Raw genomic sequence first — 20,257 nt, forward strand, 5'->3', positions numbered from 1 at the left:
CAATCGTTGTGTGGTGATCTGACTTTCCAGACCCTACACCGCCACCAACAACGAGGGGAGGGGGTCGTAGGTAAGGCAGGCCGAACCCGGGGGCTAACCCGGATCGTTCACGACGCCGCGGAGTGATCGGCGCGTAGAGGCACGGAAGCGCCTGCACAGCAGGGGAAACTTGTGATTGCGATGTCCCAAGTTCTCCGAGTTGGAATGCACTCCGTAGGTGAAGCGTACTTCGTGGTCGACGGGTCTGTCCGTGACGGTCAACGGTGTCGGCGTGGTGGCTCACACGGGCAGCATCATGACCAGGCTCCTGGCCGGCCGGACCGGCCTGGCCGACGAGCTGTCCAAGGCGATGACCCGCCGCAACTTCGTCCCTGCTGCGCCACCAGGCCGGTGTCCTGGGCCCGGTCGCATCGGCCCCGACGGTGTGGCGCACGCTGAAGTCGATGACGCCTGGTCGACGGAATAAGATCGCGGCCGCCCGTGCTCGGGTCCGGCGCCACGTGTGGGCCCAACTGCCCGGCGGCATCCCGGCGTCCAAGGTCGCCGGAACCGACCTCGCCGACGTCATCGTGCTAGACATCGACGCCACGATCGTGATCGCGCACAGCGAGAAGGAGAACGCGGCCGCCACGTTCAAGCGGTCCTTCGGCTACCGCCCGATCGGGGTTTGGTGCGACAACACCAGTGAGTTCCTCGCCGCCAAGCTGCGGGCAGGCAACGCCGGCTCGAACACCACTGTCGACCACATCGAAGTGCTGACCGAGGCGATCGCCCAGGTCCCCGGCACCCACCGCAAGAAGCTGCTCATCCGCTCCGACGGCGCCGGTTCGTCCCACGGGCTACTGGACTGGCTCACCGAACAGGGCACGGTCCGCGGCCGCAGCGTCGAGTACAGCGTGGGATTCGCGATCACCGGGAAGCTCCGCGATGTCATCGATCTGGTCCCGAAGAAGATCTGGACCCCAGCACTCGATGCCGACGGCGGCGTTCGTGAGGGCGGCGACGTCGCCGAGCTGACCGGCCTCATCGACCCGAAGGTTCTCGCCAAGTGGCCAGCCGGGATGCGGGTGATCGTGCGCCGTGAATGCCCCCACCCCGGCGCGCAACTGTCTCTGTTCGAGGAACGCGACGGCTGGCGCTACGAAGCCTTCGTCACCAACACCACGGCCGGCCAGCTCGCCTTTCTCGAGGCCCGGCACCGGGCCCATGCACGGGTCGAGGACCGCATCCGCCACGCCAAGGACAGCGGCCTGGGACGGTTTCCGTCGCGGGAGTTCAATATCAACCAGACCTGGCTGATGATCACCCAGATCGCGGCCGACCTGACCGCGTGGACCCGCCTGCTCGGCTGCATCGGCGACGCCGCCACGTTGGCAACCTGCGAGCCGAAGGCGCTGCGCTACCGATTCCTCCACGTGCCCGCCCGACTCGCTCACAGCGCACGCCGACGTCGCCTCAAGATCCCGGAGTCGTGGCCCTGGGCAGCCGCGATCGTCGCGGTCTTCGGGAACATCGCCGCCATCCCGCAACCGGCCTGACCTGGCCCGTCCGCCCCCGACATCACCACCCGGAGAACCGCAGCCCGGCAGCGCCAGCCGGCCCGTCGTCGTACCCGCAGTCACTCCGCACACGGGCGCACTCGACCACACGGCTCCGACACGATCCCGACAGCCGTCATGAAAGACCGGGGCTAACGGCATCCGCGTGGTCGCCCCGCCAGGGTCAGACGGAGGAGTTACCCGGCTCCCAGCCATTGCCGAGATCGCCCTTGAACTCGGATTCCACGTCCGAGTGATCGTCGACAATGACAAGCCAGGACACGAAGATCCAGCAGTCGGAGTCCTTGCAGGAATGGTCGAACAACTCGTCGTGCTTCCCACTCGCACCGCCGTGGAGGCCGCGCTCATCCGCGGCGTACCCGGACATCAGCTCCGAGAGACGGTCGAGACCCTGGAAGACTTCGGCATGCACACCCTGCCACCCGATCTCAGCGACGACGACATCGCGGACTACCTCATCACGACGAAAGTGATCAAGAAGCAGGGGCTAGGTGTACCCGGCCATGAGGTTGGTGACAGTTCGGGGTTGACGTGAGGGGAGCCTCCCGGTGAGGTGTGGCTTGTCGAAGGCTGCACCAACACACAGGAGGCTCCCGTGTCCCACCGTAATGCCCGGCTGACCGTTCATGGCCGCCGATTGATCGTCCAGCGCCACCAGGACAGGATGAGACCCCCGCATATCGCCGCGGCGATGGGAGTCTCCCGCCAGTGTGTCTACAAGTGGATCGGCCGATACGCCGCCGAGGGCGAGACCGGGCTGGCCGACCGGTCATCGCGCCCGCACACGATGCCGACCAAGACCACCGCCTGGGCCGAAGAACGGGTCGTGGCCGCTCGCAGACAGCACCGAGCCGGCCCAGCCGTGCTGGCCCCGCTGACCGGGGTACCAGCCCGGACGATCTCCCGGATCCTCACCCGCCACCAGATCCCGCCCCTGGACCGGTGCGACCCGCTGACCGGAGACGTGATCCGCTCCTCGAAGGTCACCGCCGTGCGCTATGAACGGGCCCGCCCCGGGGAACTGGTGCACGTGGACGTCAAGAAGCTCGGCAAGATTCCGGACGGAGGGGGCTGGCGGGCCCACGGGCGAAGCGAACAAGTCCGGGGCCGGGGCATCGGCTACGACTACGTCCACTCGATGGTCGACGACCACTCACGGCTGGCCTATTCGGAGGTCCTGCCCGACGAGCAAGGTGGCACCTGCGCCGGGTTTCTCATCCGGGCCGCGGCCTACTTCGCGGACCAGGGCATCACCCGGATCGAGCGAGTGATCACCGACAACGCGTTCGCCTACCGAAAATCAACGGCGTTCCACCAGGCCTGCGTGAAACTCGGCGCAGTGCAGAAGTTCATCAAGGCACACTGCCCCTGGCAGAACGGCAAGGTCGAGCGCTTCAACCGCACCCTGGCCACCGAATGGGCCTACCGCCAGGTCTACACCTCCAACGACGAACGCCAAGCCGCCCTTGCCCCCTGGCTCAAGTACTACAACACTGAACGCAGCCACAGCGCACTCGGCGGACACCCACCGACCAACCGACTGTCACCAACGTAATGGCTGAGTACACCTAGCGCAGGCCGAGTTGCGCGGAGCAGGCGGGCCAGTGGCCCCAGCCGCCGTTGGCGCGCAGCACCTCGGCGGTGGCGATCTGCTCGGCCGGGGTGGCCTGGTGCGGCAGCGGCGCGTATTGGGTGCCGCCGGCGCCGGCCCAGGAGGAGGCCGAGAACTGCAGGCCGCCGTAGTAGCCGTTGCCGGTGTTGATGGACCAGTTCCCGCCGGACTCGCACTGCGCCAGGGCCTGCCACGCGCCGGAGGTGGGGGCGGTCGCCTGGGATGCGGGGGAGGCCGACGCAGAGGAGGAGGACTCCGAGCTGGACTCGGTGGTGCTGCGGCTCGGCGCGGGCGCCGGGGCCGGCTCGGGCTCCTGGGTGCCCACGGCGAGGCGGCGCTGCACCGGCTCGCGTACGGTCTCGGTGGCGGTGGCCTCGCGATCGGTCTCCTCGCCGTCCACGGTGGTGACGGTCCAGGTGGTGACCTGCTCGCCGGCCCGGCCCTCGGCCAGGACGGTGGTCCTGCCCTCGGCCAGGTCCTCGTCCTCCACCTCGACGGTCTCGAACGGCAGGGACTCCGTGGTGGTCTCGGTGGTGGTGTCCACGCGCTGGACGGTCACGTCCACGTCCTCGGTGATCGGGGTGTCGCGGGCCGGGGTGATCGTGTCGTCGTCGTCGAACTGCACCCCGCCCTCGCGCAGCGCCTGCTCGATGTTCACGGCCTGGGTGGCGAAGGACCGGGTGTACGGACCGGAGGTCACGGTGACGACCTTCGGCAGGTCCACGGTCACCCGGGAGGCCCGCTCCAGCTGGAGGACGGAGCTCTCGAGGTCGGAGCCCGGACCGGCGGTCTCGCCGGTGGCGACGTCGCCGGCTCGCTGTGCGGAGGCGGTGGCCTCGGCCCCGCGCTGGGTGACCACGAAGGCCACCAGCCCGCCGAGGACGAGGGCCAGCGCCAGGACCTGGGCGATCCCCCGGGCCAGACGGTTCTTCTTCACTCGTGCCATGGTGTTCCAGACGTCGTCATCTCCGGGCACGGGGGTTCAGGGCCGATGGCACAGGCGCACTGAGTGGCCCGATCCGGCCAGTTGAGGGTCAACTGTAACGGCTGGATAACGAAGATCTCAAATTGATCACGGTTCGGCGCGTCGGATTCCCGCAACCAGACTTTCCCTCCGGAGAGAACGCGCTGGTCAGAAGTCGCCGTAGACCCGGCGCGTGTTGTTCGCCACAGCGGCGGCAAGGGCGTCGGCCTCCACCCTGCGGGTCTCGGCCATGCCGCGCAGGGTCAGCGGCACCAGGTAGGGGGCGTTGGGCCGGCCGCGCCAGGGATGCGGGGTGAGGAACGGGGCGTCGGTCTCCACCAGGAGCAGCTCCTCGCGGGCCTCCGCCAGTGCGCCGCGCAGCGCCTCGTTCGCCTTGAACGTCACGGGGCCGGCGAAGGACATGTACCAGCCGTGCTCGTTACAGATCCGGGCCAGGGCGGCGTCCCCGGAGAAGCAGTGGAAGACCACGCGGTCCGGCAGGCCCGGGGTGTCGAGCAGGATGCGCACCACGTCCTCGTGGGCGTCGCGGTCATGGATCTGCACGGCCTTGCCGAGCCGGTGGGCCAGCTGGAGGTGCCAGCGGAAGGCCTCCTGCTGGTCGTCCACCCCCTCGGGCCCGGTCCGGTAGTAGTCCAGGCCCGTCTCGCCCACGGCGCGCACGCGCGGATGCGCGGCCAGGGTCTCGATCTCGGCCAGCGCGGCATCCAGGTGTCCGCGCTCGGCCAGCCGGGCGGCGTCGTTGGGGTGGATGGCCACGGCGCCCAGCAGCCGGGGCTCGGCCTCGATCGCCTCGATGGTGAACCGGGCCGACTCCACGTCGCAGCCCACCTGGATGGCGCCGGCCACGCCCACCGCAGCGGCGGCGTCCATGGCCTGGTGCACATTGACCGCCACCAGTCCGTCCCGGAAGTCCAGGTGCGTGTGGTTGTCCACCACGGGCACGCCCAGCGGCTCGGGGGCCGGCGGGTACTCCAGGCGCCGCTTGCGCTGGGACTTCTCCTCCGTCGGTTCCCGACGACGGGCACCCCCCGGGCCGTCCGGCCCGCCCGCAGCGGTGGCCGGGTCGGCGGGCTGCTCGACGGCGGGCACCGGCCGGTAGGCCTCGGGGACGACAGGCTCGGGAGCGGCGGTCGATGCGGATGCTTCAGAGGCCATGTCCCCCATGCTGGCACATCCGACGCGGCCGATACCCCGCGGGGTGCCGGTCACCGGCCGAGCTCGTCGAACGGGTCCGATATCCGCATCGCCGAGCGGACGGATACTGCGGACTCGACGAAGTCGAGCAAGGTCGCTGACGCTGATGCAAGATCGAGCGCCTCGTCGGACGCCCATCGGTCAAGGACCCCATTCTTGGCGGCACCGATCAAGTGGGCGACTTCGTCTGCATCGAATGCCCGGAACTGGCCCAGAGCCTGCCCCTGTCTCAGCAGCTCCGCAAGCGCCACGGCTTCCACACCGGCGACATCATCGAACGCCCGGGTGAAGCTGGCGTCGCGGTGGTTGGCCATGACTTCAGCCATTGCACGGAACTCGAGGCGGCCCGAAGAGAAGAAGTCCAGCTCCGCGCTGATGCCTGCGCGTAGACGTGCGGCAGGACCTGCCGCAGCAGAGGTCTGGGCGACGATGTGGTCCGCGCATTCCCGGAAAAGCCGTAGTGCGACCCGACGCAGAATCTCATCCTTACTCCTGAAGTGATAGGTGATGACCCCTTTGCTGACCCCAGCCTGTAGCGCGATGCGAGCGACGGACGCGGCCGCGTAGCCGACATCAGCCAGTACCTCGGCAGCGGCACGCTCAATCTGCTCACGCCGGGCACGACCACCGACGGTGCCTCGCCTCTCGCCTGCCGCCTCACCATTCGTCCGCATGTATCGATTTCAGTACGATCGGACTAGATGATGCGGTGCGCGTCGGGAGGACGACGTGGGCGGAACCCGGGATGTCGACCGCCGGGGTATGCGAGCCGTGAAGCTGAGCGCGTTCTCGGTGGCCATGGTGTTCACCACCGGACTGCTGTGGTTGGTCGCGGACACGCCCCTGTTTCAGCTCAGTCCATTCGAAAGCCCCGTGGTGAACGGTGTGCTGAACTACCAGCTCAGTGCCGTGCTCGTGGCCGGTCTGGCCTTGTCGCTGACGTTCGGGTTCGCCGGGAGGTTTCGGCTCAGTTACCTCAATCTGAAGCGCAGGGGTGCGCTTCGCCCCTACTTCGCACAGCCCGGGGGCGGGAGGTGGGAGTCCGACGGGTGGTATCTGGGTCTCATCATGGTCATGGTCGTCGGGATGGTGACCTTCTTCCAGTTCTTTTCGGGTGGGTTCACCTTCCACTGGGCCTACATCGCGCTGGTCATCCCCTTCGCGGCGATGAACGCGTTCACGGAGGAGGTGATCTTCCGGCTTCCCTACGTCACGATGGGTGACAACGACACGGACTCCCGGGTGTATGGGTTGGTCATGGGATCTGTGGTGTTCGGCGCTGTCATGGGGGGTGTCAAGTTTTCTGTGTAAGGATCCGGTCGGTTATCCGCTCTGCCGGGTGGTCAGAGCGGGAGTCGGTTGGGGAATTGCACGGCGAACGCGTTCAGGGCTTGGTGCCATCCCTGGGTGCCGGTACCGAGCTCACCACCGCGGTGGTCTCGATGTTCCGGATGCCCAAGTAGACCAGCTTGATCGCCGCCTCATCCGAGGGAAATGAGCCCCGGGTCTTGGTGATCTTCCGGAGCTGGTAGTTGATCGATTCGATCTGATTCGTCGTGTAGATGACCTTGCGGATCTCCGGGGTGAACGCCAGGAACGGGGTGAAGTCCTCCCATGCATTCCGCCACGCCAACACCGCCCCCGGGGCCTTCGCGTTCCAGGTCTCGGAGAAGGCCTCCATCGCCAGCTCAGCGGCCTGCACGGTGGCCGCCGTGTAGATCGGACGCATGTCCTTGGCCATCGTCTTGCGGTCGCTGTAGGAGGCGTACTTCATCGCTGATCGCAGCAGGTGCACCACGCAGGTCTGCACCACGGTCTCGGGGTAGATGCTGTTGACCGCGGCCGGCAGCCCGGTCAGTCCGTCGCAACACAGGATCAAGATGTCCCGCACGCCACGGTTGCGGATCTCGGTCAGCACGTTGGCCCAGAACTTAGCACCCTCCGTGGCTCCCAGCCACAGGCCCAGCACCTGCTTGCGGCCCTCCAGGTCCACGCCGACGGCCACGTGGCAGGCCTTGTTGGCCACGACCCCGCCGTCCCTGATCTTGAGCCAGATCGCGTCGATGTAGACGATCGGATACACCGATTCCAGGGGCCGGGACTGCCATTGGGCGACCTCATCGGCCACCACGTCCGTGACCCGCGAGATCGTCGCCGCCGAGACCTTGGACCCGTAGATTTCCTGAAGGTGGGAGCCGATGTCCCTGGTGGTCATCCCTCGGGCGTAGAGCGAGAGGATCATGTCCTCGACCTTGCCCAGCCGGCGGGCGCGTTTCGGGACGATGACCGGCTCGAAGGAGCCGTTCCGATCCCGAGGGACGGTGATCTGGACGGGACCCTGCAGGGTCTGGACGGATTTGGTGGTCTTGCCGTTGCGGGAGTTGCCGGTCCCGTGGCCGGCGGGGTCTCCGGCCTCGTATCCGAGGTGGTCACTGAGCTCGGTCTCCATGGCCCGCTCCAGTACGGCCTTGGTCATCTGCGAGAGCAGCTCCTCGACCCTGTGGCGGCCCTGTCCGAGGTCTTCGGCGGCGGTCACCAGCGCGTCGATCTGGTCGGCGCTCAGCACCGCGGCCAAGGGGTTCTGGGCATCAGCTATTTCGGTCATACGATCGGTCCTTCCAAGAGGTGAAACCCGCAGGTCACACCTCGGTTCGAGACCGGACCCTTACACAGCTAATGAAACACCCTCCTGTCATGCTCTTCATTCTCAACCAGACGCCCTGACCGAACTCCCCGCCGCAGCGGTATCACCATCGGCTGATGAGATGGACCTCGGGCTTCAGACCGCCGGACAGCTGCGCGCGAGCGGTCGCTACCCGATTCACTACCATGGACAGTCGGAGCCCGACCCTCCACGGCGCCCCTCCCCCTGCGAAAGGCCCTCCTCAGAATGACCGACCAGCAAGCCACGGTGCTCTTCGTGTGCACGGGCAACATCTGCCGCTCCGCCTACGGGCATCACCTGCTCGCCCAGCGCCTGGAGCAGGAGGCCCCGGGCCGCTTCCGGGTCGTCTCCGCGGGCACCCAGGTCAATCCACACCTCACGGTCCCGCAGCAGATCCACGGGCTTCCGGGCGCCGCCGGCCTGCAGACGCTGGGCACCCACTCTCCCACAGCGCTCAATCCGCGCACGGTGCAGCAGGCGGACCTCATCCTCGCGGCCACCGAGGACCACATCGCCCGGGTCCTGCGGGACACTCCGGGCGCGCTGAACCGGACCTTCACCATGACCGAGTTCGGTGCGGCCGCCGAGGCCCTGCAGAACGGGACTCTGCCGGCCTGGGGCGGGCCGTCGTCGAGCACTGGATCTTTCGAATCCCTGCCCGAGCGGGTCCGCTCCCTGGCGCGCCACCTGGCCCGGCACCGCCCGGTGGTCCGCGGCTCGCTGGACTCGATCGACCTGCCGGATCCCTATGGCCGTGAGGATGCCGCCTACCCGGCCATGGCCGAGGTGCTGGAGCCGGCGGTCGGGCACATGGCTCAATTGCTGGCGGACCTCGCCCGCTGACGGTCGAGCCGGCTCAGCGCGTCGGCGCGGGGTGGAACTTCTGCTGGGCCTGCTCCAGGGACGCGGTGGCCAGTTCGACCACGGCGTCGGCGGCGCGGTCCAGGTGGAGGGGCAGCAGCTCGCGTTCGGCGGCGCTGAAGGGCCGCAGGACGAAGTCGGCGGCGGGCTGGCGTCCCGGCGGTCGGCCGACGCCGACGCGGACGCGGAGGTAGTCCTTGGTGCCGAGCACCTGGGAGATAGACTTCAGCCCGTTGTGGCCGCCCTCGCTGCCGCCGATCTTCAGCTTCAGCGCGTCGAAGGGGATGTCGAGCTCGTCATGCACCACGATGATGTTCGCCGGGGCCACGGAGTAGAACCGCGCCAGGGCGCCCACGGGGCGCCCTGACACGTTCATGTAGCTGGCCGGTTTGGCCAGCAGCAGCTTGGGTCCGCCGGGACGGACATGGGCGGTCCCGACGGCGGCGCCCGCCTTGTGTGCGGTCAGGCGCGTCCCGAAGCGGTCGGCCAGTTCGTCGATGACCATCTGGCCGACGTTGTGCCGGGTACGGGCGTAGTCGGGCCCGGGGTTGCCGAGCCCGACCACCAGCCAGGTGGAGGCACCTGAGGCTGACGGGGAGGCCGGAGCACCGGCCCCCCGCGCCGTATCCTGCGTTGTCACGAGAGGAATCAGCCCTCGGTGGACTCGGCGGCCGCGGTCTCTTCGCCTTCACCCTCGGTCTCGCCCAGGTCCTGGACGGTGAGCTCGGAGATGGTGGCGATGACGTAGTCGTCGGCCAGCTCCAGTGTGGTGCCGGCGGGCAGCTGGACGTCGGCACCGAAGACGTGCTCGCCCGCGGTGCGGCCCTCGATGTTGATGGTGACGCTCTCCGGCAGCTGCGTGGCATCGGCCAGCACCGGCACGGAGGCCTCTTCGAGGTTGAAGGTGGTGCCCGGAGCGGCTTCACCCTCGACGTGCACCCACACGTCCACGACGACCTTCTCGCCGCGCTGGACGACGATGAGGTCCAGGTGATCGATGGTCTGCTTGATGAAGTTGCGCTGGATGGCCTTCGGCAGCACCAGGTGCTCCTCGCCGTCGCGGACCACGGTCAGCAGGGCGTTGGGGTTACGGACGGCCAGGGAGGTCTGCTGGGCCGGCATCAGCAGGTGCACGGGGTCGCCGCCGTGGCCGTAGACCACGGCGGGGATCAGCCCGTCGCGGCGGGCCTGGCGGGATGCGCCCTTGCCGAAGTCCTCGCGCAGGGTGACCTGGATCTTGGTGTTGTCGCTCATGGTGTTCCTCCTGTACTTCTTCATCCGCGGCCACGGTGGTGGCGGCGGGCCTTCCAGGCAGGAAAACAGCCGTGCAGTACGGCAGCCTCGTCGATCACGGAGCGGAAAGCTCCCTCGCCTGGGCAACGCCGACCATCCTACCAGTAGGCTGGGTTCCCGAGGGACCCGCACCAGCGCAGGAGGATCCGTGGACGTGTCAACCGCCAGGCAGGAGCACGAGGACGGAGCCGGCCAACGGCACGAGGACGGTCCCGGAAGCGGCTCGCGGCAGGGCGACTCGTGGGCGGCAGGCGGTGAGCGGCTGACGGCCGCCACGGCGGCGATGCTGCACGCCATGGACTCCGTGGTGGACGGCAAGCATCAGGCGGTCCGCACCGCCCTGCTGGTCCTGCTGGCCGGTGGCCACCTGCTCGTAGAGGACGTCCCGGGCGTGGGCAAGACCCTGCTGGCCCGGGCCCTGGCCCGGACCGTGGGCGGGAAGGTCAATCGCATCCAGTTCACCCCGGACCTGCTGCCCGGGGACGTCACCGGCGTCTCGGTGTTCAACCAGGACCGCCACACCTTCGAGTTCCGCCCGGGAGCGGTGTTCGCCAACATCGTCATCGGGGACGAGATCAACCGCGCCTCGGCCAAGACCCAGTCCGCCCTGCTCGAGTGCATGGAGGAGCACCAGGTCACCGTGGACGGGACCACCCACCGGCTCGAGGAACCGTTCATGGTGGTGGCCACCCAGAATCCGGTGGAGTCCGAGGGGACCTATCCCCTGCCAGAGGCTCAGCGGGACCGGTTCATGGCCCGCATCACCATGGGCTATCCGGACCCAGAGGCCGAGCTGCAGATGCTCCGCACGCACCAGGAACCGCTGCCCTCCTCCGCCCCCGTGAACCGCTTGGCCCCCGTGACCACCACGCAGGAGGTCCTGCAGATGATCGAGGCGGTGTCCCGCGTGCACGTCTCCGAGGCCGTCGCCCGGTACGTGATCGATCTGGGCCGTGCCAGCCGTGAGCACCCGGATGTCCTCGTCGGCGCGAGCCCCCGGTCTTTGCTGCAGCTGCTCCGGGCGGCCAAGGCCGAGGCCGCGATCAGCGGCCGGTCCTTCACCACGCCCCAGGACGTGGCCGGCGTCGTGCCCGTGGTGTTCCCGCACCGGCTGATGCTCCGGCGTCGCTCCACGCAGGAGGCCGCACAGGCCGACGCGACCACGCAGCGGATCCTGCACTCGGTCCCGGTGCCGGCCGGCCCGTGATGTCCTGAGCCGCTCCGAGACGATCCCCTCCGCCATGGCCTCCGCTCCCCCCTCCCGGCGCACCTCCGCCCGTACCACCCGTCGATCCGCCGCGGGCGCCTCCTCCCCGACCGCACCCCGGCCGACGCCACGCGGGCTGGCCCTGACCGTGGCGGCGGCCCTGCTCGTGGTGGTGGGGCTCGCCCTGGGCCGGCGTGAGGCCGTCGCGCTGGGACTCTTCCTGGCCGTCGTCGTCGCGGTGTCCTGTGCGGTGCTGGCCGTGCGGACCGTGCTGGCCCGGCGCATCCGGCTGACGCGGTCCGTGGTACCCGGCGCGCTGACAGTGGGCGGCAGCACGCAGATCACCTTCGACGGCACGGTGCCCGGCCTGGCGGATGCGCTCCCCGGCGGCCGGCCGGTTCCCGTCCCGCAGGGCGGCTACCGGTGGCGGGCCCGCGAGCGCGGGGTGTACGACGTCGGCCCGGCCCTGGCCCGCCTGTCCGGCCCCTTCGGCCTGTGGTCGGCCCGAGCCCAGGTCGCCGGGACCAGCAGGGTCCAGGTGGAGCCCCTGCCACTGGAGGACGACGAGCTCGACCGGGTCCTGCGGGCCGGCGTCGGTGAGCACGACGCCGCCGACCTGCTGGGCAGCCAGGCCGCCCCGGACGACCTGCTGGTGCGCGAGCACCGGGACGGAGACGCGCTGACCCGCGTCCACTGGGGCGCGACCGCCCGGACCGGCCGGCTCATGGTGCGTCAGGAGGAGTGGGCTCACGACCCCTGGGCGGTGGTGGTCCTGGACTGCCGCGCGGTCTCCTTCGCCGCCGAGCGGTTCGATGTGGACGGCGGTGCCGGCCGCCACTGGCAGAGTTCCCCCGGGTTCGAGCGGGCCCTGCAGGCAGCGGCAGCCCTCATCCTGCGGCTGCAGGACGCCGGCCACCAGGTGCTGCTGATGGACCAGGACGGCCACGCCCTGGACCCGTCCCTGGCACCGGCCGTCCTCGAACCGTCCTTCCGGGAGGCCACGTGGCCGGCCGCACTGCCGGGCGAGGCAGCCGCCGTCGTCGCCCTGCTCGGGACCGCTGTGGGGCAGGACCTCCCCGTGCTGGCCACCGTGCCGCACCACCTGCAGCGGGTGGCCGTGCTGTTCGGGACGGAGGGCCGCCGGGATGCCGCCGAGCGGTTGGAGGCCGGCGGCTGGCTCGTGGCGGAGGGCGGCTCATGACCGCGGCTCGTCAGTTGCTCAGGACCGTGTGGCTGCCGGCGGTGCTGGTCGCGGTGCTGGTGTTGTCCGCCGCAGTGGCCGTGGATGCCGCCTTCCGGGCACCGGTGGCCGCGTGGCTGGGGCCGGCCGCCGGACCTGCCGTGGTGGGGCTGGGCGCGGCGGCCGTGGTGCGCAGCCTGGGCCCTCGGATGCTGCGCCCGCTGCTGGCGGGGCTGCTGGCCGCCGGGTGGTTCTGGTCCCGGCAGTGGTGGCCCGAGACCCTGATGGTCGGGCTGGTGCCACAACCGGAGACCCTCGCCTCGATCGCCACCTCCACCGCCGAGCTGCGGGAGACTATCTGGACGGGCACCATCCCGGTGGAGACCAGCGCGCCGCTGCTGGCCGGCGTCGGCGCCGTCCTGGCCCTGACAGCCCTCGTGACCGATGCCATCGCCGTGGGCCTGCGCTGCCCCGCCATCGCCGGCCTACCCCCGTTGGCCCTGATCGCCGGGGCGGCCGCGATCACGGCGGGGTCCACCCCGTGGCCGGCCCTGGCGCTCGCCGCCGCGGCCTGGCTGGGGCTTCTGGCGGCGGATACCGGTTCGCGTGCGAGCAGTCCGTCGGCCGGCGCGGTCGGGGTTGAGTCGGCGAGCACTGGAGGGACGGCGGACGCGGAAGGGCGTCGGACGGCGGGAGGCCGTCGCGCGGCGGGTTGGGGCTGGACGGCGGGAGGGCGCTGGGCGGCGGGCTGGGGCACGGTGGCCGCGGCCGGCGTCGCGGTGGGGGCGCTGATCGTGGCGCAGCTGACGCTGCCCTTCCTGTCCGCTGGGCTGGCACCCGAAGGTCAGCGCTTCATCCTCGGGCAGGGCACCGGACCGGTGAACCCGGCGGCGGACCTGAGCCAGGAGCTGCGCAGCGGTCAGGGGTACGCGGGTATCACCTATGAGACGGACGACGGTCTGGGCGTCTATCTGCGCACCGCCGTGGTGGACGACGTGATGGCCTCCCCCTGGGATGCGAACCCACCGCAGTACGCCGGCGATCCGACCAACACCTCGTTCTACCCGGCCGCGGCCCACCTCGCTGAGATCGAGGGCGGCGACGGTGGCGATGCAAGCGATGTCAACGATGTCAGCGATGTCAGCGATGTCAGCGATGGTGTCAATGCCGGCGACGCTGCCGGCACCGACGGCACCGAAGGCACCGCGGACACCGGGGAGGGCAGTGCCCCGCCGAGCTGGGACCTGGTGTCCCTGACCCTCGACGGGTGGGCCGGGAACTGGGCCCCGCTGCCGGACCAGACCGTGGCGATCGAGCCGACCGTCGGCGAGTGGGGCTGGCAGGTCGACCCCACCACCTTCAGCGCCTACCGCCAGGAGGCGAGCCCGGTGGACATCTCCTATCAGACGGCCGTGCTGCCCCTGGACCTGACGTTCGAGGAGCTGGCCGACCGGGCCGGCGCGATCGCTCCGCAGGGCGTGTACAACCGGTGGGGTGCGGACCCGGCACTGGAGGGCTCCGCCGTCCAGGAACTCGCCGAGGACCTCACCGCGGGCACGGACAATCCGGTGGAACAGGCCGTGGCACTCCAGGACCATCTGCTCTCCGACGAGTTCACCTATTCGGAGACGGCTCCGGTGGAGCAGGGCTATGACGGGTCTGGCCTCGAGTTGACGGAGCAGTTCCTGGAGGCCGGCGCCGGATACTGCATCCACTTCGCCTCGGCCATGGTGATGATGGCTCAGTCCGTGGACATCCCGGCCCGGGTGGTGGTGGGGTACGCCCCGGTCGGCGCGGTGGACGGGCGCCACCGGGTGACAGCGGACCGTGCCCACGCCTGGCCGGAGCTCTATATCGACCAGGTCGGCTGGGTGCCCTTCGAACCCACCCAGAGCGTCGGCCGCGTGCCGTCCTACGCCCAGTCCGAGGACACCGCGGAGCCCACCGCCTCGCCCGATCCCTCAGTGGAGGGTCAGGGAGCCTCCCCGTCCCCGTCCGCCTCCGAGGAGCCGGAGTCCCCCGGTGACGACGCCGGCCCGGACGCCGCGGACGGGCCCGGTACCCCCGGTGCCCCCGGAGTTTCGGTCGGGGTGCTGCTCGCCCTGGCCGGGACAATTTTCGCGGTAACGCTGCTGCTGGTCCTCCCCCGCGGGCTGCGGCAGCGTCGGCGGCAGACACGACTGTCCGCCGGATCGGCGCCCCAGGCCTGGGCGGAGGTGGAGGACACCGCCGTGGACCTCGACCTGGGCCGGAAGCCGCATGAGTCCGAGCAGGCGTTCATCGCGAGAGTGACAGCGGTGGCTGAGCTGAGCGGTGCGTCCGCGGTGGCTGTGATGGCTGGGATGGCTGGGATGGCCGGAGTGGCCGGGGATCCACCGGACCTCGAAGCCGCCGGGGTGGCCGAGGGTCCGCCGGACCTCGATGCCGCCGGGGTGGCCGAGGGTCCGCCGTGTCTTGAGGCCGCCGCAGACACCCTGGTCGAGGCGATCACCTGGCACCGCTACGCCCCGGAGGGAACGCCGCCCCCGGCAGGGGCCGAGGACGTGGCTGCCGCCGCCCGGATGATCATCGCGGGACTGGAGCACGCCGCGGATCCGGCCGGCCGGCGTCGTGCCCGGTGGTTCCCGCGGTCGCTGGTGCCAGAGTCCCTCCGCCGCTGATCCAACGCGACCGGTGACGGACTACCAGGTCACAAAACCCACCGATCGTGACGATTCCCGGTGATAATCACGGGGAATCGTCACGATCAGTGGGTCAAAGGTGGGTCACGAGCGCGAGGCTGTGACCGGATGGGCTACGTCAGGGACTACCTCTTGGCCGCGTACGGGTCGGCCATGCCGATGTACTGCACCGTCGTGTACTCCTCGATGCCCTCGGCGCCGCCCTCGCGCCCCAGGCCGGACTGCTTCACGCCGCCGAACGGGGCGGAGGCGTTGGAGATGACACCGGCGTTGAAGCCGACCAGGCCGAACTCGATCTGCTCCGAGACCCGGAACATCGTGTTGACATCCTTCGTGTAGATGTACGAGGCCAACCCGTACTGCGAGGCGTTCGCCAGCTCGATGGCCTCCTCCTCGGTGGCGAAGGTGGTCACGGGGGCCACTGGGCCGAAGATCTCCTCGGAGAGGATCGGGTTGTCATTGCCCACGGAGAGCAGGGTCGGGAGGTAGAAGTAACCGTCGCCGTCCTTCGGCTGTCCGCCGGTGACGACCTCGCCGCCGGCAGCCACGGAGTCCGTGACCAGCTGGTGGATGTCATCGCGGGCGCCGCCGTCGATGATCGGGCCCACGGTGGATTCCGGCTCGGTGCCACGGGCCGGGTTCAGGGCCTTGAGCGCGGCGGCGAACTTCGCCTTGAACTCCACGGCCACGTCCTCGTGGACCAGGAAGCGGTTGGCCGCGGTGCAGGCCTCGCCCATGTTGCGCATCTTGGCGGCCATGGCACCTTCGACGGCGGCATCCAGGTCCGCGTCCGCGAACACCAGGAACGGGGCGTTGCCGCCGAGTTCCATGGAGGTGCGCAGCACGTTGTTGGCGGCGTCCTGCATCAGCTTCACGCCCACCGGGGTGGAGCCGGTGAAGGAGACCTTGCGCAGGCGCGAGTCCTTCATCAGCGGGCCGGAGATGGCGGAGGCCGAGGAGCCGGCCACCACGTTCAGCACGCCCTTCGGCAGTCCGGCCTCCTGCATGACCTCTGCGAACAGCATGGAGGTCAGCGGGGTGAGCTTGGCGGGCTTGAGCACCATGGTGCAACCGGCGGCCACGGCGGGAGCCACCTTGCGGGTGGCCATCGCCAGCGGGAAGTTCCACGGGGTGATCAGCAGGGACGGACCCACCGGCTTGTGGGTCACGATCATCTTGTTCTTACCCTCGGGCGAGGTGAAGTAACGGCCGTAGTGGCGCACCGTCTCCTCGGAGAACCAGCGCAGGAACTCGGCGCCGTAGGCGACCTCACCGCGGGCCTCGGCCAGCGGCTTGCCCATCTCCAGGGTCATCAGCAGGGCGAAGTCCTCGGCCCGCTCGGTGACGAGGTCGAAGGCGCGGCGCAGGATCTCGGCGCGCTCGCGCGGGGCGGTCAGTGCCCAGTCGTGCTGGGCGGCCGCAGCAGCGTCCAGGGCGGCCAGGGCGTCATCGGAGTTGCCGTCCTGGATGGACAGCAGGACCTTGCCCGTGGCCGGGTCATGGACATCCAGGGTCTTGCCGGAGCTGGCGTCACGCCACGCCCCGTCGATCAGCACGCCGGTGGGGACGGACTGCAGCAGTTCCTGCTCGCGTTCGGCAGTGACAGTGGTGACAGTCATGGGGAACCTCTTTTCCGGTCAGTCGGCTCGGTCGGACCAGCGCCGGTGAGACCGCGCAGCTGGGTACCTTCGATCCCACCCTACTGGGCGATGAAGCCCCGTGACGCGAGCAGGTCACTTTACGACTGCGCCGGTGCGGCCGCGGATGCTGCCCGGGATATCACTGCCGTGTCAGCCGCCGTGTCAGCCGTGGTGTCAACCGCCCATGGGGAGCCGGGCCGACTCCTCGGCTCGGCACAGACAGAACGGGTGCCCCGCCGGGTCGAGGAAGACGCGGAAGCTCTCGCCCGGCTGGTGTTCCGTCTTGGTGGCCCCCAGCTCGAGGACGGCTTTCTCCCCGGCGTCGAGGTCCTCCACCATCACGTCGAGGTGCATCTGCTGTGGGGAGTCCTGCCCCGGCCAGTCCGGTGCGCGGTAGTCCTGGGCCCGCTGGAAGGAGATGCAGTTGCTGCCGTCGGCGGGACGGAGGTCGAGCCAGTGGTCGTCACCGTCGGCCTGGTCCTGGACCTCCCAGCCGAGCAGGGTGCCATAGAACCCGGCCAGGGCCGCTGGATCCGGACAGTCGATCACGAACGTGGGAAAGCGTGCAATAGCCATGGGCGCCACCGTACTCCGCCGGAATCGGCAGGCCGAGGCCTCAGGCGCGGGCGGCCAGCACTGCCTCGTAGAGGTCCCGCTTCGGGACGCCGCGGGCGGCGGCAACGGTGTTCACCGCCTCCTTCAACCGTGTTCCGGAGGCCACCAGGACCTCGACGTCGGCCACCTGGCCGGCCGTGTCCGTGTCCGGTTCTGCCTCGGTCCCGCCGGTGACGATGACGATCTCACCGCGGATCTCCTTGGAGTTCGCCCACTGCACGAGGTGGTCCAGCGATCCCCGGGCCACCTCCTCATGGAGCTTGCTCAGCTCCCGGGCCACGCAGGCGGGCCGGTCGGCGCCGAAGGCGTCCCGCAGTGAGGCCAGGGAGGCGGCCAGCCGATGCGGTGACTCGAAGAACACCAGGGTGCGGGCGTCCCTCGCCAGTTCGGTCAGCAGGCGGGCCCGCTCCCCCTCCTTGCGAGGCAGAAACCCTTCGAAGGCGAAGCGGTCCGTCGGCAGCCCGGACAGCGCGAGCGCCGTGGTGACGGCGCTGGGCCCCGGAGCACAGGTGACGTCCACGCCCTCGGCCGCGGCGGTGGACACCAGCCGGTAACCGGGATCGGACACCAACGGCATCCCCGCATCGGTGACGACGGCGACGACGGCACCTCCCCGGGCGGCCGCCAACAGTTCCGGGGTGGATTCCCGTTCGTTGTGCTCGTGGTGGCTGACCACCTTCCCGGTGATCCGCACGCCCAGCCCCTGGGCCAGGTGATGGGCCCGGCGGGTGTCCTCGGCAGCCACGATGTCCGCGGTCGCCAGCAGATCCTTGAGCCGCTGGGATGCGTCAGCCAGGTTCCCGATCGGCGTGGCTGCCAGCACGATCTGACCGGTGGTGTCGCCGAGCCGGTCCTCGGGGGTCTGTGTAGGCGCCATCCCCTCATGCTAGAGGTCTGCCCGAGGACTGAGTCCCCGTCAGGGCTGACTCGCCTCAGCCCTGACGGGCCTTCATCCGAGGGTTCTTCTTGTTGATGACGAACGTGCGCCCGCGCCGGCGGACCACCTGTGCGCCGGGGACCTTCTTCAGTGCCCGCAGTGAATTCCGTACTTTCATGATGTCCTCCGGGAATCGATGTCATGGGTGGTGTCCAGGCCGAACGGGTCGGCCAATGCGGTGAAACCGCCCTTCATCTCGGCCTCTGTCAGCTGACAGTCGGTGAGAAGTCGGATGATCTCGGCAGCGTCGAGGCCTTCCCCGGTTGCGGAGATCACGGTGCTGGGGTGGCCTGCCTCCGCCCCGGCGCGGACGGTGGTGACCGGGTCTTCAAGGCCTGATGGATCCTGCGGGTGACCGTGCAGATAGGCGGGCCAGGGGCCCGCATTCTCCAGCCATACGCGGGGACCGGCTCCCCGCAGCAGGATCCGGCACTCCGGTGCCGGCGCCATCCAGAGTTGGCCATGCAGACGGCAGCATCCCTGGGCGAGAGATCGCAGTGCGTGATGGAAGCGCTCTGGGTGCAACGGGCGGTGGAACCGGTGGACGACGGTGGTGAACGGAGAATCCGTCGCGATCCCGGCGCAGGATGGCGGCCCACTCACATCGGTGCTCCGTTCCGACGCAGTCACTCCTGGGTGGACAGGACCGCCTGAGTGGGCAGGACTGATGTCGGTTGCCCGTTCGGTGATCCGCGCATGCGGGGCCAGCTCCCGGAGCAGCTGCAGGCCGCGAGCACTGGCAGGCGGGTCGGCCGGGACCACGTCGGGGTCCGCCAGCAGCACAGAGTCAACAGAGGCCAGTTCCGCCATGAGGAACTCACCGGGGGTTCTCTCATCGTCAGGCAGGGCGAGGTAGCCGGACTCGAAGAGCGTATGGCGGTCCCAGATCTGGTCCTCGACCGCACCCGGCGAGCAGGCCAGCACCACGGCGTTGAGCACCAGTGACCGGCGCACGCCGCTGTTCAGTGCCCGCACCACGGCGGCCGCCGGCAGCGCGGGAGGCAGACCGAGAATGAGGTGCTCCACGCCGGCTACCTTCGAGCGCCGCACGGAGGGCTCGATGTCCAACCGGATGGCGCAGCTGGGGCAGGGATGTTCCAGTCGAGTCTCTCCCCGCTGTGGGGGCGCCCCGGGCCGGATGGTTCGGCGCACCAGGAGGCCGTCCTCCAAGAGGTCATGCAGCATCAGCACGGCTTCGGGATAGGCAGCGGCCAACATGTCGCAGGCCTGTTGACGGCATAGGGCATCGAGGGAGCTGACGACGGTGAGGTGCATGACCAACAGGCTACATGAGAATCATTCTCAACATCAGTGCGGGTTCATCTTCCTCTTCCAGTCCTGCACTCACCGCCCTCGGTACTCAGTCGAACACCATCAGCAGAAGGGACAGCGCGAACCCGCACACACCCAGCACCACGAAGGTGGAGCCCAGGGCCAGGCACACGCTGGTCGACGCTGTGCGGCGCTCGAACCGCATCGCGGAGGGGTCACGGCGGCCCACATAGCCCCGGCACACGTCCTGGCCGGCCAGGCGCGCGCGTTCTGCGCCGCTCAGGGGACGCTCATGGAACTCGCCGGCGGAGAACCAGCGCGCCCACCGCGTTCCGCCGTCCGCCACGAGGACGACCTCGGTGGGGACCAGGCCCTTCTCACCCGCGCGCAGCAGCATTCCCACGAGCAGGACGGGCAGTCCGAGGATCAGCCCGATCCAGGAGATCAGGTCCCCCGCCACCCCGGCTCCTTCGAGACCGTTCACGGAGCGGTTCCTGCCCGCCCGCGCGGACCACTCTGGAAGGAGCGGTCCGCACGGGTCGTGGCACAGCGCAAC

The 20,257-nt window shown here is 69.6% G+C and carries 18 protein-coding genes and 2 pseudogenes; 8 read left to right on the top strand and 12 right to left on the bottom strand.

The window, feature by feature from the left end:
* The first annotated feature begins 217 nt into the window (after positions 1 to 217).
* From IEX49_RS02450 to IEX49_RS02460, 3 genes and pseudogenes are all read left to right on the top strand, one after another.
* Positions 218 to 1,538, top strand: a pseudogene (locus tag IEX49_RS02450) (IS1380 family transposase).
* Positions 1,539 to 1,791: 253 nt separating this feature from the next.
* The gene (locus IEX49_RS02455) at positions 1,792 to 2,094 is read left to right on the top strand and encodes a hypothetical protein (protein WP_188803800.1); all 303 of its coding nucleotides are present in this window, start codon (positions 1,792 to 1,794) and stop codon (positions 2,092 to 2,094) included.
* 60 nt (positions 2,095 to 2,154) lie between these two features.
* Positions 2,155 to 3,114: an IS481 family transposase gene (locus IEX49_RS02460; protein ID WP_188803802.1), complete on the top strand. Its 960-nt coding sequence runs from the start codon at positions 2,155 to 2,157 to the stop codon at positions 3,112 to 3,114.
* Positions 3,115 to 3,127: 13 nt separating this feature from the next.
* Here IEX49_RS02460 and IEX49_RS17050 read toward each other — a convergent pair whose 3' ends face one another.
* From IEX49_RS17050 to IEX49_RS02475, 3 genes are all read right to left on the bottom strand, one after another.
* Complete coding sequence (locus IEX49_RS17050; protein ID WP_308421900.1) at positions 3,128 to 4,108, bottom strand: resuscitation-promoting factor; 981 nt, start codon at positions 4,106 to 4,108, stop codon at positions 3,128 to 3,130.
* Between the two features lie 195 nt (positions 4,109 to 4,303).
* Complete coding sequence (locus IEX49_RS02470; protein WP_188803803.1) at positions 4,304 to 5,311, bottom strand: TatD family hydrolase; 1,008 nt, start codon at positions 5,309 to 5,311, stop codon at positions 4,304 to 4,306.
* 50 nt (positions 5,312 to 5,361) lie between these two features.
* Positions 5,362 to 6,024: a TetR/AcrR family transcriptional regulator gene (locus IEX49_RS02475; RefSeq protein ID WP_188803806.1), complete on the bottom strand. Its 663-nt coding sequence runs from the start codon at positions 6,022 to 6,024 to the stop codon at positions 5,362 to 5,364.
* Positions 6,025 to 6,079: 55 nt separating this feature from the next.
* Here IEX49_RS02475 and IEX49_RS02480 point away from each other — a divergent pair, with 55 nt between their 5' ends.
* Complete coding sequence (locus IEX49_RS02480) at positions 6,080 to 6,661, top strand: hypothetical protein (RefSeq protein ID WP_188803808.1); 582 nt, start codon at positions 6,080 to 6,082, stop codon at positions 6,659 to 6,661.
* 32 nt (positions 6,662 to 6,693) lie between these two features.
* On the opposite strand, the pseudogene IEX49_RS02485 reads toward IEX49_RS02480, so the two are convergent.
* Positions 6,694 to 7,925 (bottom strand): annotated as a pseudogene (locus IEX49_RS02485) (IS256 family transposase).
* A 315-nt stretch (positions 7,926 to 8,240) separates the two neighbouring features.
* Between IEX49_RS02485 and IEX49_RS02490 the strand changes: the two are divergent.
* Entirely contained in the window at positions 8,241 to 8,858 is a 618-nt protein-coding gene (locus tag IEX49_RS02490; RefSeq protein ID WP_188803810.1) for an arsenate-mycothiol transferase ArsC, read from the top strand.
* A gap of 13 nt (positions 8,859 to 8,871) precedes the next feature.
* Here IEX49_RS02490 and pth read toward each other — a convergent pair whose 3' ends face one another.
* Positions 8,872 to 9,444: an aminoacyl-tRNA hydrolase gene (gene pth, locus IEX49_RS02495; protein ID WP_229672160.1), complete on the bottom strand. Its 573-nt coding sequence runs from the start codon at positions 9,442 to 9,444 to the stop codon at positions 8,872 to 8,874.
* An 80-nt stretch (positions 9,445 to 9,524) separates the two neighbouring features.
* Positions 9,525 to 10,130 carry a 50S ribosomal protein L25/general stress protein Ctc gene (locus IEX49_RS02500; protein WP_188803814.1) on the bottom strand — a complete coding sequence of 202 codons (606 nt, stop codon included), beginning with the start codon at positions 10,128 to 10,130 and terminating at the stop codon, positions 9,525 to 9,527.
* Between the two features lie 301 nt (positions 10,131 to 10,431).
* Between IEX49_RS02500 and IEX49_RS02505 the strand changes: the two genes are divergently transcribed.
* The 3 genes from IEX49_RS02505 to IEX49_RS02515 are packed head-to-tail and all read left to right on the top strand — an operon-like array spanning position 10,432 to position 15,216.
* A complete protein-coding gene (locus tag IEX49_RS02505; protein ID WP_229672162.1) occupies positions 10,432 to 11,376 on the top strand; it encodes an AAA family ATPase in 945 nt (314 codons plus the stop codon).
* 34 nt (positions 11,377 to 11,410) lie between these two features.
* Positions 11,411 to 12,577: a DUF58 domain-containing protein gene (locus IEX49_RS02510; RefSeq protein WP_188803815.1), complete on the top strand. Its 1,167-nt coding sequence runs from the start codon at positions 11,411 to 11,413 to the stop codon at positions 12,575 to 12,577.
* Entirely contained in the window at positions 12,574 to 15,216 is a 2,643-nt protein-coding gene (locus IEX49_RS02515; protein ID WP_188803817.1) for a transglutaminase-like domain-containing protein, read from the top strand. Before IEX49_RS02510 ends, IEX49_RS02515 begins: the two co-directional genes overlap by 4 nt.
* Positions 15,217 to 15,362: 146 nt before the next feature.
* Here the strand turns inward: IEX49_RS02515 and IEX49_RS02520 are convergent, their stop codons facing one another.
* The 6 genes from IEX49_RS02520 to IEX49_RS02545 form a co-directional block, all read right to left on the bottom strand.
* Positions 15,363 to 16,856: an NAD-dependent succinate-semialdehyde dehydrogenase gene (locus IEX49_RS02520; RefSeq protein ID WP_188803819.1), complete on the bottom strand. Its 1,494-nt coding sequence runs from the start codon at positions 16,854 to 16,856 to the stop codon at positions 15,363 to 15,365.
* Positions 16,857 to 17,051: 195 nt separating this feature from the next.
* Positions 17,052 to 17,453, bottom strand: a complete 402-nt coding sequence (locus tag IEX49_RS02525) for a VOC family protein (protein WP_188803821.1) — start codon at positions 17,451 to 17,453, stop codon at positions 17,052 to 17,054.
* A 40-nt stretch (positions 17,454 to 17,493) separates the two neighbouring features.
* Positions 17,494 to 18,369, bottom strand: coding sequence for a 16S rRNA (cytidine(1402)-2'-O)-methyltransferase (gene rsmI / locus IEX49_RS02530; RefSeq protein ID WP_188803823.1), 876 nt, complete (start codon positions 18,367 to 18,369; stop codon positions 17,494 to 17,496).
* Positions 18,370 to 18,424: 55 nt separating this feature from the next.
* A complete protein-coding gene (gene ykgO, locus IEX49_RS02535) occupies positions 18,425 to 18,547 on the bottom strand; it encodes a type B 50S ribosomal protein L36 (protein WP_026544400.1) in 123 nt (40 codons plus the stop codon).
* The gene (locus IEX49_RS02540; RefSeq protein WP_188803825.1) at positions 18,544 to 19,704 is read right to left on the bottom strand and encodes a GTP-binding protein; all 1,161 of its coding nucleotides are present in this window, start codon (positions 19,702 to 19,704) and stop codon (positions 18,544 to 18,546) included. The genes ykgO and IEX49_RS02540 overlap by 4 nt, the downstream gene beginning before the upstream one ends.
* Before the next feature lie 85 nt (positions 19,705 to 19,789).
* Positions 19,790 to 20,185: a hypothetical protein gene (locus tag IEX49_RS02545; protein ID WP_188803827.1), complete on the bottom strand. Its 396-nt coding sequence runs from the start codon at positions 20,183 to 20,185 to the stop codon at positions 19,790 to 19,792.
* Between the last annotated feature and the right edge of the window lie 72 nt (positions 20,186 to 20,257).

Origin of the sequence: Citricoccus zhacaiensis (assembly GCF_014645315.1) — a bacterium.
Classification (GTDB): domain Bacteria; phylum Actinomycetota; class Actinomycetes; order Actinomycetales; family Micrococcaceae; genus Citricoccus; species Citricoccus zhacaiensis.

Coding starts and splice junctions, on each gene's coding strand:
- IEX49_RS02470 (WP_188803803.1), bottom strand. CDS start 5,311: ATGGCCTCTGAAGCATCCGCATCGACCGCCGCTCCCGAGCCTGTCGTC.
- IEX49_RS02475 (WP_188803806.1), bottom strand. CDS start 6,024: ATGCGGACGAATGGTGAGGCGGCAGGCGAGAGGCGAGGCACCGTCGGT.
- IEX49_RS02490 (WP_188803810.1), top strand. CDS start 8,241: ATGACCGACCAGCAAGCCACGGTGCTCTTCGTGTGCACGGGCAACATC.
- IEX49_RS02500 (WP_188803814.1), bottom strand. CDS start 10,130: ATGAGCGACAACACCAAGATCCAGGTCACCCTGCGCGAGGACTTCGGC.
- IEX49_RS02510 (WP_188803815.1), top strand. CDS start 11,411: ATGGCCTCCGCTCCCCCCTCCCGGCGCACCTCCGCCCGTACCACCCGT.
- IEX49_RS02515 (WP_188803817.1), top strand. CDS start 12,574: ATGACCGCGGCTCGTCAGTTGCTCAGGACCGTGTGGCTGCCGGCGGTG.
- IEX49_RS02520 (WP_188803819.1), bottom strand. CDS start 16,856: ATGACTGTCACCACTGTCACTGCCGAACGCGAGCAGGAACTGCTGCAG.
- IEX49_RS02525 (WP_188803821.1), bottom strand. CDS start 17,453: ATGGCTATTGCACGCTTTCCCACGTTCGTGATCGACTGTCCGGATCCA.
- rsmI (WP_188803823.1), bottom strand. CDS start 18,369: ATGGCGCCTACACAGACCCCCGAGGACCGGCTCGGCGACACCACCGGT.
- ykgO (WP_026544400.1), bottom strand. CDS start 18,547: ATGAAAGTACGGAATTCACTGCGGGCACTGAAGAAGGTCCCCGGCGCA.
- IEX49_RS02540 (WP_188803825.1), bottom strand. CDS start 19,704: ATGCACCTCACCGTCGTCAGCTCCCTCGATGCCCTATGCCGTCAACAG.